Origin of the sequence: Phenylobacterium sp., from assembly GCF_035539035.1 — a bacterium.
Lineage (GTDB): Bacteria > Pseudomonadota > Alphaproteobacteria > Caulobacterales > Caulobacteraceae > Phenylobacterium.
In genome coordinates this window covers 81,992-97,973 of sequence record NZ_DATLJI010000011.1, presented here as the reverse complement: position 1 = coordinate 97,973, position 15,982 = coordinate 81,992, and the positions used below count along the sequence as shown (strand labels likewise).

Below are 15,982 nucleotides of genomic sequence, written 5' to 3'. Positions count from 1 at the left end.
AAGGCGCGCCTGGGCGAGCCAAGGCGTGATAACCTTGAGGAGTGCGACCCGCCCCGCCTTCCGACCGCGGCCGGCCAGGTTCCCCATCGCCTCCGTCGCTCGCCGATGCTACGTACGCGCTACGTCATCTCCGCCGGCGCCGTCCGCGGCCTTGACTCTCCGGCCCTAAGCGGTTGAAACCGCCGGCCTTCGCGGGTGTAGTTCAGAGGTAGAACGTCAGCTTCCCAAGCTGAATGTCAGGGGTTCGATTCCCCTCACCCGCTCCAACCTCTCCCTCACCTCTTGATCACGCTGATCTTGCCGTTGCGCTCGATCCAGGCCTCGGCGACGCCGTCGGGGCTGGAGAGGCCGGCTTCGCGCAGGGCCTCCTCCACGTCGTGGCGGCCGACCCCGTGGCGGCGCAGCTCCGCCTCGTCGAAGCGCCCGTCGGCGGCGATGCGGCAGGGCTGGCCCTTCACCAGCGGCCCCAGCCAGTGCAGCCGCGCCGAGGCCCAGGCGAGGCTGGCGTGCAGGGCGACCAGCACCGCGGTCGCCGCCAAGGTCTCCCAGAGCGGCGCGCTGGCGGTCAGGGCCCGGCTGAGGTTGGAGCCGATGATCACCGACAGGATGATGTCGATGGCGCCCCACTTGCCGAACACCCGCTTGCTGGCCATGCGCACCAGCGCCAGGCCGAACAGGAAGATCAGCGCCGCCCGGATCGACATCTGCCACCAGGTGATGTCGTCCTGGCGGCCCAGGAGGAGGTGGAGGTCGGCGAGGTCCATGGGCGTCTCCGGGCGGGGATGGCTGTCCCCGCCCTAACGCCCGACCGGACCCTAGAAGATCCAGCCGTCGCCGAGCGACGAGAGCTGGACGCCCGCCAAGGTGAGCTGGGCCCCGCCGTCCACGCTCACCACCGTGTCGGCGCCCACCTGGGCCACCGTGTAGTGGCTGCCCGGCAGGACGTTCACCCGGTCGCCTTCCCAGACGTTGAAGTCCAGCACCCGGTCGCTGCCGGCGTCGGCGAACACGTGGAAGGTGTCCGCGCCCGCGCCGCCCGACAGGAAGTCGAAGCCGCGGTCGCCCGACAGCCAGTCGGCGCCCTCGCCGCCGGAGACGGAATCGTCGCCCTGGCCGCCGCGCACCACGTCGGCGCCCCAGCCGCCGGCGGCGGTGTCATTGCCCATGTTGCCCAGCACCACGTCGTCGCCGTCGCCGCCGTCGAGCAGGTCTTGGTCGCGGCCGCCGACCACCCAGTCGTGGCCGCCGCCGCCGGAGACGGTGTCGTCGCCCGCATTGCCGTGCAGGTCGTCGAAGGCCCCGCCGCCGGAGATGCTGTCGCGCCCGTCCTGGCCGTGCAGCACGTCATGGCCGTCGCCGCCCACCAGGACGTCGTCGCCCGCCGTGGGCCCGCCCCCCACCGCGACCGGGCCCGGCGTCGGCGACGGTGACGGGGAGCCGGAGAAGGGCGTGTCGTAGCCGGCGAACTTCTTCACATAGTCCGACACCGGCGTGCCGTACGGGTCGCGCATGTTCATGGCGCCGTTGGAGCTCAGGTAGTCCTTCAGGTTCCAGACCCCCACCAGGTGGGCGCCGGCGATCAGGCCCGACATGGTCACCTGGCCGCCGTCCACCCACTGGCCCGCGTACTTCACCAGGTCGAGGGCCTTCAGGTCGTTGTGGATGTTGAGGAACCACTCCTGCTGGGCCGCGTCCTGGGCGGCCGGGGAGGCGAGGAAGCTGGCCTTGTCATGGACCCCGTAGCTGGCCGCCTTGGCCGTCCAGCGGCCGATGAAGTCGATGGCCCCCGTGCCGTCGTTGCCCTCGTAGAAGCCGATGGCCTTCAGGGCCTCTTCCCCGAACTGGAACCGCCCGAGATAGCCCACGCTGCTCACGAAGGCGTAGTTGTTGCCCGACTCGTTCTGGCCCAATGCGCGCAGCAGGTCGAAATAGCTTCCAGCGCTCATTCTCGATCACCCTTTGTCTGGAAAGGCCGCGCGCCCCCGTCGGCCTCGCGGCTTGGGAAACGCCGCGGTGACGGCGCTTCGGCTTGCAGGTTTGGTTAGGGAGGGGCCCCCCGGCTCGACGCGTTCAGGGATGGCGATGTGCGCGGGCCCAAATGTGGCGCCTGGCGCCGCAAACCTGCGTCAAGTTGACCGTGCCAAGCTTGTTTACCTCACGGCCCAGCTGGGGCCTTGCCGGGCGGCGGCGGTGCGTGAAACGTGGCCGTGATGAGCGCCGCCAATTCCGCCCCGATCCTCCGGACCGCCACCGGCGCCGACGCCGCGGCCCTGCGCGGGCTGATGGACCGCTCGATCCGCCGGCTGCTGGAGCCGTTCCTCAGTCCGGAGGCGGTCGAGGCGTCGTTCGAGGTGATGGGGCTCGACACCCAGCTCCTCGCCGACGCGACCTACTACGTCGTGGAGCTGGACGGCCGCCTCGCCGCCAGCGGCGGCTGGAGCCGCCGGGCCACCCTGTTCGGCGGCGACCACACCTCTGGCCGCAGCGCCGCCCTGCTGGACCCCGCGCTCGAGCCCGCCCGGGTGCGGGCCATGTACACCGATCCCGACTTCGCCCGCCGCGGCCTGGGGCGGATGATCCTGGACGCCTGCGAGGCCGCGGCCCGGGCGGAGGGCTTCCGCGCCGCCGAGCTCGCCGCCACCCTCGGCGGGCTGCCGCTCTACCGCGCCTGCGGCTACCGGGAGGTGGAGCCCTTCGAGGTCGAGACCTCCAGCGGCGTGCGCGTGCCGCTCGTCCGCATGGCCAAGGACCTCTAGCTCCGGACGCGAAACGGGCGGGCCTCTCGACCCGCCCGCCGCTCACGCGAACCCTGACACCAAGGGGCGGGTCAGAAGTTCACGCCGACCCGCGCGTAGTAGAACCCGCCCTGCCAGTCGACGATCATGTCCGAGCGGTAGATCCGCCCGTTGGTCGCCGACTCGCCGATCAGGTCGCGCGTCGGGTAGTTGTCGAACACGTTGCGCACCCCCAGCGTCAGCGTCGTGTTCTCCGTCGCGTCCCAGCTGCCCTCGAGGTCGAGGAACACCTCCGGATCCCATTTCTGGATCGCCGGATTGGTGGCGCTGAACATGTTCTTGTACGGCCCGTAGACGCTGAGCCTGGCCACGCCGGTGAACGGCCCCGCTTTGTGGATCGCCGTCATCACCCCGCGCCAGCGGGGCTCGGAATGCTTGAAGTCGTAGATGTATTCGCCGTCGAAGAACCGCCGCTGCACGCCCGAGGGGTCGGTGATCACCTTCACCTTGTCGACGATCGGCATGTTCCAGTTGAAGGCGGCGCTGAGGTTGGTGGACTGCCCGTTCGGCCACAGGGCCGCGTAGGTGGCCACCACGTCCACGCCCTGGATCTTCGCGTCGAAGGCGTTCTGGAAGAAGTTCACCTGGCCGATGGTGTCGGCGCCGGGGACGTTGGCCGCGATCAGCGCCGACTGCAGGGCCGGCGTCACGGTGATCGGCGTCACCGCGTAGAACATGTCGTCGATGGCGATGTAGTAGGCGTCCACCGACAGCGTCAGGCCGTCGATCGGCTGGGCGGTCACCCCGAACGAGACGTTCTGCGAGGTCTCGGGCTCCAGGTCCTCGGCGCCCAGGAACTGGGCCACTGGGTTGGAGGCCGGGAACAGGCCCTGGGCCACCGGCTGGCCGTTGTTCACGACGGTGGAGACGATGGTGGTGAAGTTCTGGCCGGTGGTGGGCGCGCGGAAGCCGGTGCCCACCGAGCCGCGCACCGCCAGCATGTCGTTGATCTCGAAGCGGGCGGCCACCTTGTAGTCCAGCGTCGAGCCGAAGTCGGAGAAGTCCTCCGCCCTGATCGCCGCCTGCAGGAACAGCTGCTCCGTCAGGTCGGTGGATACGTCGACATAGGCGGCCTTGGAGTTGCGCGTCAGCCGACCGGCGTAGAGCGGCGGGAAGCCCGGCGCCCCGTTCGAGCCCACGCCCAGCACCGCATAGACCGGGTTGGTGAACGTCCGCCCGTCGATCACCTGGGTCGTGGAATTGCAGACGATGCCGGCGTTCTGCGGCGCGGTGGGCCGAAGCGTCCGGTTCGCCACCACGGGCTCGTTGGTGCAGAAGTCGTAGGGGTCGGGCATGGCGTAGGGCCCGGCGATGTAGGAGGGGATGTCCCCCTCGCGGATCTCGTAGCCTTCCTTGCGGTACTCCGCGCCGAACGCCACGGCCACCGGCGTCGCCGTGAAGCCGGGCTCCCATTCGTAGGTCAGGTCGGCGTTCAGCGCGACCTCGTCGGAAACCAGGTCGCCCTGGTGGAACTCGGTGGGGCTCTTCTCGCCCAGCGAGAAGTTCACCGTCTCGTCCAGGTCGTAGCGCAGCTTGTCGTAGCCGTACCGGGCCGAGAGGTCGTAGCCGAAGGCCCCGGCCTCGCCGCGGTAGCCGCCGACGATGGAATAGTCGGTGACCGTGCCGAAGTACTCGGGCGTGAAGCCCAGCGGGAAGATCTGGTTGGCCCGGAACAGCTGGCCGTTGGACATCCGGACATAGTCGTCGAGGTTGTTGGTCGAGGCCCCCACGTCCACCGGGTTGCGGTAGTTGAAGTCCTCCTTCTGGTGGCTGCGGCTGTAGTTGCCGAAGGCGTAGAGCTCGCCCACCCCCAGCTCCATCGCCGAGTTGACGAACACCCGCGTCGCCGTCCCCTCCGGCTGGCCCCACTTCTGCGGGATGCGCCGGTAGAGGCCGGCGTAGTTCACCTGCTGGGCGTAGGCCGCCGTGAAGGCCGTGCCCGGTCCGGTGGTCTCGGTGGCGAACAGCGGGATGCAGAAGCCCGCCGACTGGTTGGGAATGCCCCGGTTGCAGAAGGTCTGCGTCCGGGCCGTCGGCTGCTCGGTGGTGTACTCGAAGGCGAGGTTGACGAAGCCGTTGTTGGGCAGCGGCAGGCCCTTGGCGCCGCTGACGATGATCGACTCGCCGTCCTCCTCGAAATACTGCCCGGCCTGCACCTGCAGGCTGCCGCCGTCCGGACCGTCCTTGAGGATGAAGTTGATCACGCCTGCGATGGCGTCCGATCCGTACTGGGCGCCGGCCCCGTCGCGCAGCACCTCCACCGACTTCAGCGCCGCGGCCGGGATCTGGGCGGCGTCCTGCGCCTGCACGCCGGAGCCGCCGGTGACCACCAGGGCCGAGCGGTGCCTGCGCTTGGAGTTCACGAGCAGCAGGGTCTTGTCCGACGGCAGGCCGCGCAGGGAGGCCGGGCGGATGAAGGTGGCGCCGTCGGAGATCGGCTGACGGGTCAGGGTGTAGGACGGCACCAGCGTCTTCAGCAGGTCCTGGGTGTCCGTGACCGAGATCGACTCGATGTCCTCCTGGCTGAAGCTGTCCACCGGCACCGCGCTCTCGATGGCCGTGCGCGGCGCGGCCCGCGAGCCGGTGACGATCACCTCGTCGATGTCCGCGTCCTCGGCCCAGGCCGATCCGGCCCCCGCCAGCGCCAGAGCTGAGATACCGGCGAGCCAAAGCCGCCGCCCCGTCTTCGTCTGCATGAGATAACCCCCGTTTCTTGTTCGCAGAGAAGGTCGACCGCGCGTTTCACTATTCAGGACTCCCCGTGTCCTGTTGCGGCCGTCTTCCCGTGATCAGGACCGGGCCAGAGCTGTTCAGAGTCAATGGATTTGGCGGCGACTGTTCGCAGCTGCTTGGATTTGGGTCAGAAGAAGGAATGCTGACTATTTTATATCCAGAAATGTCGTCTTTGAATTTTGCGTCGATTTGGATGAGCGTGAAGAAAACCCGGCCTCGGCTTTTTTTGATGTCCGCGTCGAAAGCTCGACCGTGCGCGCCGCGGCGCCGTGCGATCCGCGCCCGACGGCGGCGGACGACCATTTTTCGGGCGCCGGCCGGGCGCGGCTGCCCGCGCCCTGCAGCGTGAGGTTCTTTCCGGGCGGTCGGCGCCGGCTTGATCGCCGCACGCCCGCGCCGGAGGCTATGGATCGAGGCCGGCCGCCGTACGCCGCCGCCTGAACCTCGGGGGAACTCCTGAATGCTGAAGTCCGTCACCGCCGCGCTCGCGCTGAGCCTCGCCGTCGCCGGCGCCGCCCAGGCGCAGAACCTGCACGTCAATCCCACCAACGGGGCCATCTCGCGGGCGGTGAAGGTGCCTGCGGGGTCGGAGATGCTCTACGTCAGCGGCATCACGCCCCGGCCGCTGAACGCCGGCGCGCCCCAGGGCACGCCGCCGCAATGGGCCGACACCAAGGGCCAGGTCGCCAGCATCCTCGGCCAGATCGAGGAGATCATGAAGGCTCAGGGCTACGGCTGGGAGGACGTGGTGATGATGCGCGTCCTGCTCGTCGGCGACCCGGCCAAGGGGGGCCGCATGGACTTCGCCGGCATGATGGAGGCCTACATGGCCGTCTACGGCCCGCTGAAGAACCGCCCGGCCCGGATCACCTCCCAGGTCGCCGCCCTCGTCCAGCCCGGCATGCTCGCCGAGATCGAGGTCCAGGCGGCGAAGAAGCCCTGATCCAATCGTGTGTCATCCCGGCCGCAGCGAAGCGAAGAGCCGGGACCCATGAGCGCCGAACCCAGATGCTGGCCCCGGCGTCGCCGCCTCATCCCAGTCTCGACCTCAGGTGTTCATGGGTCCCGGATCGGCCTGCGGCCGTCCGGGATGACACGTCGAGGTGGACTCAATCCGCCGCCGCGCGCTCGCGGTAGAGGTCCATCACCACCGGCGCGCGTAGGGACGCCACCGCCTCGTCCATCGCCTCGCGGTAGCAGGCCGAGCGGCGCACCGCCCGCTGCTGGTCGGCGACGCTGACGATGGAGGCGCCGCAGACCTCCAGCGCCGCCTTGTCCAGCCGGCGCAGCATCAGCTGGGCGTCGCGGGCCTGGGCGAGGTTAAGGTCGCCGGACCGCACCGCCGTCTCGCGGGCGGACGCCCCCGCCGGCAGCGCCAGGGCCAGGGCGAGGGTCCCGAGCATCAGATGTCGCATCGTCTTCCTCCGCTTGCATTGTTGCCCTCACGATAGGCGCGGGGGGCCCGGGCCGCTACGTTTCCGGGCAATTCAGTCGCTGGCGTACAAAAACGCACCCGCCGCCCTCGACCGAGCGTTCGTCCTGCCGATGATCTTCGCCCCCGCGACCGCCAGCCGCCAGGAGCCGCCATGCCGGAGGTGAGCGCCGGCGTCCTGGCCTGGCGCCCGTCGCCGGACGGGCCGCAGGTGCTGCTCGTCCACCCCGGCGGGCCCTACTGGCGCGGCAAGGACAAGGCCGCCTGGTCGATCCCCAAGGGCCTCGCCGCGCCCGGCGAGGACCTCTACGCCGCGGCGCTCCGCGAATTCGCCGAGGAGCTCGGCCAGCCCGTCTCGGGCGAGGCCCAGGCGCTCGCGCCCTGCCGCACGCCGGGCGGCAAATGGATTCACGCCTGGCTGGTGCAGGCCGACCTCGACCTCACCGGGCTGCGCAGCAATGTGTTCGAGATCGAGTGGCCGCCGCGCTCAGGCCGCCGCGCGACCTTCCCCGAGGTGGACCAGGCGGCCTATCTGGCGCCCGACGAGGCGCGCGTCAGGATCCACGCAGGCCAGCGGCCTGTTCTCGAGGACGCGCTGAGGCGTCTCGGCTGGCCCCCGTAGCGCTGTCCGCCCCGCCCACGGGCCGGAAGTTGCGGGCGGCGACGATCGCGGTCTTGGGCGGCTCCGGCGTGGCCTTGGCGTCGTAGGCGGACTTGTACTGCACCTCGAACAGCGAGCAGGCGGCGGGATAGCCCTCCACCGTCACCGCGCTGATGGTGTTGCGGAACGCCACCTCGGTGCGCAGCTCGCAGTAGTAGGTCCGGCCGTTCAGCAGGACCGCGCGGCGCCAGACGTAGTGCGGCCGGTCGGCCAGCACGATCCTCTCGTCCCAGCGGCCGTAGAGGTTCAGCGCCGTGTCCAGCTCGCGCCCGCTGAGCGCCGTCGTGGCGTCCACCGTGGAGGTGGTCGCGCACCCTGCGAGAAGACCAAGACTGAGTAGCGCTGCGATCCGCATTTCGCCCCCTGGAGTGTCGGGAACCCGACGGCCAAGCTTCCGCCGTCGGCAACAACTCCCTAGGGGCCGGAAGGTTCACCGCGAAAGCGGCAGGCCCGCACAGCGACGACGCGCCGTACCATTCCGATTGCGGGGGCGGGCGGTTCCGCGCCTTAAGGTTGGATTCACCACGTCTCTCCGGCCGGCCGCGGCGCCGGCCGGAGAACGCAGGTCGCTACCAGATGCGCACGCGGTCCACGGGCGCCACGTAGAGCGAATCGTCCGGCTTCACCTTGAAGGCCGTGTACCAGCCGTCGAGGTTCCGGATCGTGCCGTTGACCCGGTAGTAGGACGGCGAGTGGGGGTCGGAGACCACCTGCTGGCGAAGGGCGTCGTCGCGTTGCTTCTGGCGCCACACCTGCGCCCAGCCGAGGAACACCCGCTGGTCGCCGGTGAAGCCGTCGATCACCGGCGCGGGCTTGCCGTCCAGCGAGGCGTGATAGGCGTCGAGACCGAGCGAGAGCCCGCCCATGTCGCCGATGTTCTCGCCCATGGTCAGCTGGCCGTTGACCTTCGCGCCCGGCAGCGGCTCGAAGGCCGAGTACTGGGCGCCCAGCTTCTGCGCCTGGGCGTTGAACTTGGCCGCGTCCTCGGCGGTCCACCAGTCGCGCAGCACCCCGTCGCCGTCGGACTTGCGGCCCTGGTCGTCGAAGCCGTGGCTGATCTCGTGGCCGATCACCCCGCCGATGCCGCCGTAGTTGATCGCCGGGTCGGCGTCGGGGTCGAAGAACGGCGCCTGCAGGATGGCGGCCGGGAAGACGATCTCGTTGTTGGCGAAGTTGTAGTAGGCGTTCACCCGCTGCGGGGTCATGCCCCACTCCTTCTTGTCCACCGGCCCGTGGAGACGCGCCACGTTGCGCCGCCACTCGAAGGCGCCGGCCCGGTGGGCGTTGCCGTAGAGGTCCTTCGGGTCGAGGCTCAGCGCCGAGTAGTCGCGCCATTCCTGCGGATAGCCGATCTTCACGGTGAACTTGGCCAGCTTGTCCAGCGCGCGCGCCTTGGTCTCCGGGCCCATCCAGTCGAGCTTCTCGATGCGCGCCTTCATGGCCGTGCGGATGTTGGCCACCAGGTCGTCCATCTTCGCCTTGCTCTCGGGCGGGAAGTAGCGGGCGACGTAGACCCGGCCGACGGACTCACCCACCGCGTCGTTGGTGAAGGTGACCGCGCGCTTCCACCGCGGCCGCTGCTCGGGCTGGCCCTGCAGGGTCTTGTTGTGGAACTCGAATGCGGCGTCGGCGAAGCGCTTCGAGAGCAGCGGCGCGGCGTCGTCGGCGACCCGGAACGCCTGCCAGGCCTTCAGCGTCGGCAGCGGCGTCTCGCCATAGATCTTCGCGAACTTCGGGAAGGCCGTGTTGGTGGTGACGACGAAGCGGTCGACCTTCGGCAGCTCGGTCGAGGCCAGGTAGCGGTTCCAGTCGTAGCCGGGCGTCAGGGCCTGCAGCTCGGCGAGCGTCGCGGGGTTGTAGGTCTTGTCCCGGTCGCGGCGCTCGGCGCGCGTCCAGCTCGCCTCGGCCAGCCGGGTCTCGAAGTCGACGATGGCCTTGGCGTTGGCGGCCGGGGCCTCCCAGCCGATCATCGTCAGGACCTTCTCGACGTAGGCCTGGTAGGCGGCCTTCTTCTCGGCGAACGACGGAGCCAGGTAGTAGTCGCGGTCGGGCAGGGTGAGCCCGCCGGTCGCCGCCATCACCGCGTAGCGGGTAGGCGCCTTGGCGTCGATCGAGATGAACACCGGCAGGATCGAGGCGAAGCCGGTGGTGTTGGCCTTGCCCATCAGGCCGGTGAACTCGTCCTTGGTCTTCACCTTGCGGATCTCGGCCAGGGCCGGGGCGATCGGCTTGGCGTCCAGCTTCTCCACCGTCGCCTCGTCCATGAAGGAGGCGTAGGCCGCCGCGATCTTGGCCGCGTCAGGGTCGGCGAGCTTGCCGGCGGCGGCTTCCTCCAGGATCGCCCGCACGCGGTTCTCGGAGAGCTCGCTCAGCTTGTCGAAGTTGCCGTAGCGGGCGCGGTCGGCCGGGATCTGCGTGCGCTCGGCCCAGGCGCCGTTGGCGTACTTGAAGAAGTCGTCGCCGGGCTCGGCCGAGGTGTCCATGCCGGAGCGGTCGAAGCCCCAGGTCCCGTACTTCGGCGAGACCAGGCTGGCCTCGGCCGAGCCGCCGGACTGGCCCTCCTGGAACAGCAGCTCGGTCTCGCAGGCCTGGTCGGCGCAGGCGTGGTCGTGGACCGCGGCCAGGGCGGGCGCGCCGGTCATCAGGGCGGCCGCGGCGGCGGCGGAAAGCAGGATATTTCGCGAAACGGCGGTCATGAACGGTCCCGGGATGCGCAGAAGGGGCTTTGGCAGGTCCAGCCTGCCTTGCTGCGCAACAATGGGGGTAATCCGTCCCCGATCAACCCCTTACGGCAGCAGCCGCTCGTAGGTGCGGTTGATCGCCGAGTAGCACTCGCAGGCCAGGGCCTCGAGGACGCTGCGGTCGAGGATGTCCACCACGCCGCGGCGGTACCGGATCACGCCCTTCTCCTGCAGGCTGCGGGCGACGGCGGTCACCGTCGTGCGCTGCACGCCCAGCATGTCGGCCAGGAACTCCTGCGTCAGCGCCACCGTGTCGTTGGAGATCCGGTCGTGGCAGGTGAGCAGCCAGCGGCAGAACCGGGCCTCCACCGAGTGCAGGGCGTTGCAGGCCACCGACTGGATGGCGTGGCCGAACAGGGCCTCGCTGTGGCGGTCCACCAGCCGGCGGATCGCCGGGCTCTTCTCCCAGGCGTCGTGCAGGGCCGCGGCGCTCACCCGGGCCGCGCGCACCGGCGTCTGGACGATGGCCCGCGACAGCGACTGGCGCGGCGACACCGCCGCCATCAGGCCCAGGGCGCCTTCCGGTCCGATGGTGGCGCTCTCGATGGCCGCGCCGTTCTCCATCAGGGTCATCAGGGAGATCACCCCGTCGTGGGGGAAGTAGACGGTTTCGATGTCGTCGCCGGGGTCGTACAGCAGCCGTCCCCGCTCCAGGTCCACCTGGGCGAGGCTGGGCGAGATCAGCCCGTAGTCTTCAGCGGACAGCGACGCGAGCAGACGGTTTCGCAACGCGGATAGGAGCCTTTGCATCGGGGATACGAAACGTCGCCGTAGGGCTTGGGTTTCAAGTTATCGATGCCGGTGATCAAAGACTGTCGAGAACTCGACACTCGCATGGCGCGAAAGGCAAAAACTCAGAAAAACTAGATAGAGCCTGTGGATATCCGGTGATTTCCCGGTCCACGGCGAATGTCGCGCACGCGACGTAACTATAGCTGGCTGCCGCAAACGGCCGCGAATCACGACCAGCTTGTCATTTGATGGACGACCGGGACCGAAGTTCTTCTCTCCGGCCCCGGCGGCCGCTACTTGAGGCTGCGTCAGTGCAGGTTGAGGTTGGTCCGCTCGCCGAGGTCGGGCCGCGCCTTCGACGCATTGGCCTTGGCGATCTCGAAGGCGAAGCGCAGCGGGCCGGCCTCGGTGACCCACACCTGGGCGTCGTGGCAGTCCAGGCACAGCATGGTCAGGCGCGGGTCGTCCTTGCCCTCCGGATACCAGGCCGCGACGATCGGGCTCCAGTACTTCTCCATCCGCGCCGGATCCTGCCGGACGGTCAGTTCGCCGCCGATGCAGGCCTGGATGTCCTTGCCCTGGTAGACGAACATGGCGTGGCCGCCGCCCTGGCCCGCCGCCTCGGCGAGGTCGGTGTCCTTGTAGGTGAAGAACCAGATCTGGTTGGTGTCGCGCTCCACGAAGGCGGTCATCGGCTGGAAGTGCTGGTCGTCGCGCATCAGGCCCAGCATGCCGGTGCGGCTGTCCTCGATCTCCTTCCACAGCTTCTGTTCGACAGCGGCGGGGTCCTGGTTGTGGTCGGCCATGGGGAGCTCCTTGGGTTTAGCGTCGCCCCTCAAACCCCGCCGCTCCGCAGGGGTTCCTAGGCCTGGCGCCGGCGCAGGCGCGAGGCCGCCCAGAACAGCGCCGCCAGAGCGCAGCCCGCCAGGATGCCGGCCATCAGGTCGTGCAGCACCGTCAGGCCGAAGGTGGCCAGCACCACCGCCGCCGTCCGCCATTCGCGCAGCAGGCTGCGGAACTCCTCCTTCTCGGCCATGTTCCAGGCCACCACCGCCAGCACGCCGGCCAGGGCCGCCACCGGCACGAAGCTCGCCAGCGGCGCGGCCAGCAGCATGAAGGCCAGGATGAAGGCGGCGTGCAGCACGCCCGAGACCGGGCTCACCGCCCCGGCCCGGATGTTGGTCGCGGTCCGCGCGATCGTGCCGGTCACCGCGATCCCGCCGAACAGCGACGAGCCGACGTTGGCCACGCCCTGGGCCACCAGCTCCATGTTCGAGCGGTGCAGGCGCCCGGTCATCCCGTCGGCCACCTTGGCCGAGAGCAGGGACTCGATCCCGCCCAGCAGGGTGAAGGACAGCGCCGCCGGCAGGACGGCGATCAGCAGCTCCGGCGTGAAGGCCGGCATCTGCGGCGCGGGCAGGCTGTGCGGGATGCCGCCGAACCGCGAGCCGATGGTCTCCACCGGCAGGTGCAGCAGGGCCGCCAGCACGGTCGCCGCGGCCACGGCGATCAGCATGCCGGGCAGGGCGGGGCGCCAGCGGCGCAGGCCCAGCGCCACGACGATGACGGTCGCCGCCACCGTCACGGAGGCCACGCTGAGGGTAGGCAGCGCCTGGCCGAGCACCGCCAGCTTCTCGAGGATCGGCCCGGGCTCCGCGCCCGCGAGCTTCAGCCCCAGGAGGTCCTTCAGCTGGCTGGCCAGGATGGTCACCGCGATGCCGGCGGTGAAGCCCACGGTCACCGCGTGCGGGATGTGCCGGATCAGCCCGCCCAGCCGCACGAGGCCCAGCAGCGCCAGCATCACGCCCGACAGGAAGACGGTGAGGATCAGGCCCTCGATCCCGAACTTCGCCACTGTGGCCGAGACCAGTACGATGAAGGCCCCCGCGGGCCCGCCGATCTGGAACCGGCTGCCGCCGAGGGCGGAGACCAGGAAGCCCCCGACGATCGCCGTGTAGAGCCCGCGGTCGGGGGACACGCCCGAGGCCATGGCGATGGCCATGGACAGCGGCAGCGCCACGATGGCCACCGTCAGGCCGGCCATGGCGTCCTTCTTCAGGTGGTCCAGGCCGTAGCCCTCGGCCAGGGTGGTGGCCAGCTTCGGGCGGTAGAGCTTCGCGGAGGCCGTCCGCGCGGCTGCGTCGGGCATCGGTTTCAAGGTCCAGAATGACGCCGGACCCAGGATGGCGGACACGGCCTTCTTCGCCGTTAACCTAGGCCTCCGGTGGGGATTTCGCCACTCCGTAGGGCTACGGAAGCGCTCAGGACAGCCAGCGCCGCGGATGGCGCCAGCCCAGCGGCCGGACCTCGCCGGGCTTCAGGCCCAGCGGCCCCATCTTCTGCGGCGGGATGCGGCGGAGCGCCTGCACCGGCTCCTGGCCGCCCACCGGGCTCGAGGCCACCGCCCCCTCGCGCAGCGCCCAGTCCACGGCGGTCCACTCGGCCTTGGCGCGGTCGTCGTGGCCGACGGCGAAGTAGTGCCGCTGGGCCGCCTGGCCTGCGGCCTCCACCATCACGCCGATCACCCAGCCGCCCGACACGCGCGCCTCCTCCGACAGGACGCGCCCTCTAGCCTGCCTGGCGCGCACGAAAAACCCCTCCGGCGGACCGGAGGGGCGGTTTTCGGCCGGGCGGGGGTCGCCCGCGGCTAGTTGTAGGCGACCACCACGTTGAAGGTGCCGGTGTAGGCGCCCGAGTGGGTGTTGTCCGCCACCGGGATCGAGCCGCCGACCCCGAAGGTCAGGTTGCCGGTGTTGCCCAGGGTGCCCGACAGCAGCTGCGGGTTGGTCACCGACATGGCGAGCGTCACGGTGATCGTCTCCGACCCGCCTGTGCGGGTCATGGAGAAGCTGGCCGGGATGTTGACGTTCAGCGACTGGCCGCCCTCGCCGCTGACGGTGTAGGTCGCCCGGCCGGACGGCGCGTTCGGCCCGCTGTTCAGCAGGGCGACGCCGCCGGTGTTGGTCCGCTGGCCGTCGGTGGAGCTGATCGTCACCGAGCCGGAGCCGGACGTCGGGCGCACGATGGTGCCGAACGACAGGTCGGTGTTCTTGGTCAGCTGGATCGGCTGGAAGATGGTGGCCGTGGAATTGGTGACCTGGCTGGACGAGGCCTGCGCGGAAGCGGTGGTCGCCATGGCGGTCGCCGCGGCGGCCCCGACCATTCCAAGGACCAGGTTTCGAAGGTTCTTCATCTCGTTCCTGCGGGTCTGACGCTCGGGAGCTACTCGGTCGGTGACGGACTGGCTCAGATCGGAAGCCCGGTTCCGCCTGACGATTCCCGTGTCAAAACTGAACATTGTTCGCTCCGGCCAATACCCCTGTGTCCGCTGCAATGCAACAGCGGCGCCGTTGCTTGGGCTGAAACGGCGCAGATTGTTCCGCCAATCTGCAACCGAGGCATGAATTTACTGCTACCCCCGCAACCGCAGGGACAAAATCGCCTTGACGACGCTGCAGATGACGGCCGCCGGGCCCGCGGCTAAAGGTGGGGCAGGGGGAAGCTCGACCTTGCCACGGCCCGTCCGCCATCTCGCGCGTCTCGCCGCGCCCGTCCTCCTGCTGGCGCTCGCGGCCGTGCCCGCCTGGGCCCACGGGGTGGCCGACAAGGACGCCGCCTTCATCGAGGCCAATCCCGGGCCGCAGGTCCTGGCCTTCCTCTACCTGGGGGCCAAGCACATGGTCACCGGCTACGACCACCTGCTGTTCCTGGCCGGGGTGATCTTCTTCCTCCACCGCCTGCGCGACGTGGCGCTCTACGTCACCATGTTCAGCCTGGGCCACTCGGTGACCCTGCTCTCCGGCGTGCTCGCCCGCGTCCACGTGGATCCCTTCCTGGTGGACGCGGTGATCGGGCTCTCGGTGGTCTGGAAGGCGCTGGACAACCTGGGCGCCTTCCCGGCCTTCACCGGCCGCCAGCCGGACAACCGCCTCGTCGTCCTGGGTTTCGGCCTGGTCCACGGCTTCGGCCTGGCCACCAAGCTGCAGGACCTGAAGCTCTCCCCCGACGGCCTGGTCCCCAACATCCTGGCCTTCAACGTGGGCGTGGAGCTGGGCCAGCTCGTGGCGCTGAGCGCGATGCTCGTCCTCTTCGCCCTGTGGCGCGCCACGCCCGCCTTCCGGCGCGGCGCCGTGGCGGCCAATGTCCTGCTGATGACCGCGGGCTTCCTGCTGATGGGCCAGCAGCTCGCCGGCTACGCCTTCCAGGAGGCCGCCTGATGGCCGACCCCCACCCGCTGCGCCTGTCCCGCGGCCGGCTGCTGCTCTCCACCGCCGGGGCGGCGGCCGTGGCCCTGCTGGTCCTGTTCGCGGCCGTCATCCCCGCCGAGTTCGGCCGCGACCCCACCGGCCTCGGCAAGGCGACGGGGCTATCGAAGCTCTGGTCCCCGCCGCAGGTGGCGCTCGACCCGAACACCTCCGCCGGCCCGCTGGCGCGCGAGTATCCCACCGGCTTCCGCACCGACGTCGTCGAGATCCCGCTGCGCGCCGTCTCCGGCGACCCGCGCGACTTCCAGCTCGAATACAAGGTGCGGATGAAGAAGGGCGCGACCCTGGTCTACGAGTGGCGGGTGGAGGGCGCCCGCAACGCCGCCGACCTCTACTACGACTTCCACGGCCACACCCTGGCCGCCGCGCCGGGCGAGACCATGACGGTCGCGACCTACAGGCAGGCGACCGGCGAGCGCCAGGCCGGCGCGCTCACCGCCGGCTTCGACGGCATCCACGGCTGGTTCTTCCAGAACTCGGGCTTCGGCCCGGTGGTGGTGCGCCTGAAGCTCGCCGGCTTCTACGACCTGATCCCCGCCGGCCAGGCGGGCAACGAGGCCGGGATCGTCGCCAACGTCCCGGCCGCGAAGGCCCGCCCGGCGGGCTGAGCCCGCCCGCCTGCG

General features: G+C 70.0%; 16 protein-coding genes and 1 tRNA gene. 6 read left to right on the top strand and 11 right to left on the bottom strand.

Annotated features, from left to right (window positions below; all coding sequences use genetic code 11):
* The first annotated feature begins 191 nt into the window (after positions 1-191).
* A tRNA-Gly gene (locus VM685_RS04640) sits at positions 192-266 on the top strand.
* 9 nt (positions 267-275) lie between these two features.
* Here VM685_RS04640 and VM685_RS04635 read toward each other — a convergent pair.
* Both VM685_RS04635 and VM685_RS04630 read right to left on the bottom strand, forming a co-directional pair.
* Positions 276-764 carry a DUF421 domain-containing protein gene (locus VM685_RS04635; RefSeq protein WP_325458954.1) on the bottom strand — a complete coding sequence of 163 codons (489 nt, stop codon included), beginning with the start codon at positions 762-764 and terminating at the stop codon, positions 276-278.
* Positions 765-815: 51 nt separating this feature from the next.
* Positions 816-1,946, bottom strand: a complete 1,131-nt coding sequence (locus VM685_RS04630) for a calcium-binding protein (protein WP_325458953.1) — start codon at positions 1,944-1,946, stop codon at positions 816-818.
* 264 nt (positions 1,947-2,210) lie between these two features.
* On the opposite strand from VM685_RS04630, the gene VM685_RS04625 reads away from it, so the two are divergent.
* Positions 2,211-2,756: a GNAT family N-acetyltransferase gene (locus VM685_RS04625; protein ID WP_325458952.1), complete on the top strand. Its 546-nt coding sequence runs from the start codon at positions 2,211-2,213 to the stop codon at positions 2,754-2,756.
* Between the two features lie 71 nt (positions 2,757-2,827).
* Here VM685_RS04625 and VM685_RS04620 read toward each other — a convergent pair whose 3' ends face one another.
* Complete coding sequence (locus tag VM685_RS04620) at positions 2,828-5,491, bottom strand: TonB-dependent receptor plug domain-containing protein (protein WP_325458951.1); 2,664 nt, start codon at positions 5,489-5,491, stop codon at positions 2,828-2,830.
* A gap of 497 nt (positions 5,492-5,988) precedes the next feature.
* On the opposite strand from VM685_RS04620, the gene VM685_RS04615 reads away from it, so the two are divergent.
* Positions 5,989-6,471, top strand: coding sequence for a RidA family protein (locus VM685_RS04615; RefSeq protein WP_325458950.1), 483 nt, complete (start codon positions 5,989-5,991; stop codon positions 6,469-6,471).
* A 166-nt stretch (positions 6,472-6,637) separates the two neighbouring features.
* Here VM685_RS04615 and VM685_RS04610 read toward each other — a convergent pair whose 3' ends face one another.
* On the bottom strand, positions 6,638-6,943 hold the full coding sequence (locus tag VM685_RS04610) for a UrcA family protein (RefSeq protein ID WP_325458949.1): 306 nt from the start codon (positions 6,941-6,943) through the stop codon (positions 6,638-6,640).
* A 171-nt stretch (positions 6,944-7,114) separates the two neighbouring features.
* Here VM685_RS04610 and VM685_RS04605 point away from each other — a divergent pair, with 171 nt between their 5' ends.
* Complete coding sequence (locus VM685_RS04605; protein WP_325458948.1) at positions 7,115-7,582, top strand: NUDIX domain-containing protein; 468 nt, start codon at positions 7,115-7,117, stop codon at positions 7,580-7,582.
* On the opposite strand, the gene VM685_RS04600 is transcribed toward VM685_RS04605, so the two are convergent.
* The 7 genes from VM685_RS04600 to VM685_RS04570 form a co-directional block, all read right to left on the bottom strand.
* The gene (locus VM685_RS04600) at positions 7,515-7,976 is read right to left on the bottom strand and encodes a hypothetical protein (protein ID WP_325458947.1); all 462 of its coding nucleotides are present in this window, start codon (positions 7,974-7,976) and stop codon (positions 7,515-7,517) included. The two genes, VM685_RS04605 and VM685_RS04600, sit on opposite strands and share 68 nt — an antisense overlap.
* 214 nt (positions 7,977-8,190) lie before the next feature.
* Positions 8,191-10,317, bottom strand: a complete 2,127-nt coding sequence (locus tag VM685_RS04595) for a M13 family metallopeptidase (RefSeq protein ID WP_325458946.1) — start codon at positions 10,315-10,317, stop codon at positions 8,191-8,193.
* Positions 10,318-10,407: 90 nt separating this feature from the next.
* Positions 10,408-11,091: a Crp/Fnr family transcriptional regulator gene (locus VM685_RS04590; protein WP_325458945.1), complete on the bottom strand. Its 684-nt coding sequence runs from the start codon at positions 11,089-11,091 to the stop codon at positions 10,408-10,410.
* Between the two features lie 311 nt (positions 11,092-11,402).
* Positions 11,403-11,900: a pyridoxamine 5'-phosphate oxidase family protein gene (locus VM685_RS04585; RefSeq protein ID WP_325458944.1), complete on the bottom strand. Its 498-nt coding sequence runs from the start codon at positions 11,898-11,900 to the stop codon at positions 11,403-11,405.
* Between the two features lie 56 nt (positions 11,901-11,956).
* On the bottom strand, positions 11,957-13,243 hold the full coding sequence (locus tag VM685_RS04580; protein WP_325458943.1) for a SulP family inorganic anion transporter: 1,287 nt from the start codon (positions 13,241-13,243) through the stop codon (positions 11,957-11,959).
* 112 nt (positions 13,244-13,355) lie between these two features.
* Positions 13,356-13,682 carry a hypothetical protein gene (locus VM685_RS04575; RefSeq protein WP_325458942.1) on the bottom strand — a complete coding sequence of 109 codons (327 nt, stop codon included), beginning with the start codon at positions 13,680-13,682 and terminating at the stop codon, positions 13,356-13,358.
* Positions 13,683-13,741: 59 nt separating this feature from the next.
* A complete protein-coding gene (locus VM685_RS04570; protein WP_325458941.1) occupies positions 13,742-14,287 on the bottom strand; it encodes a DUF4402 domain-containing protein in 546 nt (181 codons plus the stop codon).
* A 316-nt stretch (positions 14,288-14,603) separates the two neighbouring features.
* Between VM685_RS04570 and VM685_RS04565 the strand changes: the two genes are divergently transcribed.
* Together VM685_RS04565 and VM685_RS04560 are read left to right on the top strand one after the other, a co-directional pair.
* Positions 14,604-15,311 carry a HupE/UreJ family protein gene (locus tag VM685_RS04565; RefSeq protein ID WP_325458940.1) on the top strand — a complete coding sequence of 236 codons (708 nt, stop codon included), beginning with the start codon at positions 14,604-14,606 and terminating at the stop codon, positions 15,309-15,311.
* Complete coding sequence (locus VM685_RS04560) at positions 15,311-15,967, top strand: hypothetical protein (protein ID WP_325458939.1); 657 nt, start codon at positions 15,311-15,313, stop codon at positions 15,965-15,967. The genes VM685_RS04565 and VM685_RS04560 overlap by 1 nt, the downstream gene beginning before the upstream one ends.
* Positions 15,968-15,982: the final 15 nt, after the last annotated feature.

Excerpts from the sequence above, each read along its gene's own strand:
- VM685_RS04635 (WP_325458954.1), bottom strand. The coding sequence starts at position 764 with ATGGACCTCGCCGACCTCCACCTCCTCCTGGGCCGCCAGGACGACATC.
- VM685_RS04630 (WP_325458953.1), bottom strand. The coding sequence starts at position 1,946 with ATGAGCGCTGGAAGCTATTTCGACCTGCTGCGCGCATTGGGCCAGAAC.
- VM685_RS04625 (WP_325458952.1), top strand. The coding sequence starts at position 2,211 with ATGAGCGCCGCCAATTCCGCCCCGATCCTCCGGACCGCCACCGGCGCC.
- VM685_RS04620 (WP_325458951.1), bottom strand. The coding sequence starts at position 5,491 with ATGCAGACGAAGACGGGGCGGCGGCTTTGGCTCGCCGGTATCTCAGCT.
- VM685_RS04615 (WP_325458950.1), top strand. The coding sequence starts at position 5,989 with ATGCTGAAGTCCGTCACCGCCGCGCTCGCGCTGAGCCTCGCCGTCGCC.
- VM685_RS04610 (WP_325458949.1), bottom strand. The coding sequence starts at position 6,943 with ATGCGACATCTGATGCTCGGGACCCTCGCCCTGGCCCTGGCGCTGCCG.
- VM685_RS04605 (WP_325458948.1), top strand. The coding sequence starts at position 7,115 with ATGCCGGAGGTGAGCGCCGGCGTCCTGGCCTGGCGCCCGTCGCCGGAC.
- VM685_RS04600 (WP_325458947.1), bottom strand. The coding sequence starts at position 7,976 with ATGCGGATCGCAGCGCTACTCAGTCTTGGTCTTCTCGCAGGGTGCGCG.
- VM685_RS04595 (WP_325458946.1), bottom strand. The coding sequence starts at position 10,317 with ATGACCGCCGTTTCGCGAAATATCCTGCTTTCCGCCGCCGCCGCGGCC.
- VM685_RS04585 (WP_325458944.1), bottom strand. The coding sequence starts at position 11,900 with ATGGCCGACCACAACCAGGACCCCGCCGCTGTCGAACAGAAGCTGTGG.
- VM685_RS04580 (WP_325458943.1), bottom strand. The coding sequence starts at position 13,243 with ATGCCCGACGCAGCCGCGCGGACGGCCTCCGCGAAGCTCTACCGCCCG.
- VM685_RS04570 (WP_325458941.1), bottom strand. The coding sequence starts at position 14,287 with ATGAAGAACCTTCGAAACCTGGTCCTTGGAATGGTCGGGGCCGCCGCG.
- VM685_RS04560 (WP_325458939.1), top strand. The coding sequence starts at position 15,311 with ATGGCCGACCCCCACCCGCTGCGCCTGTCCCGCGGCCGGCTGCTGCTC.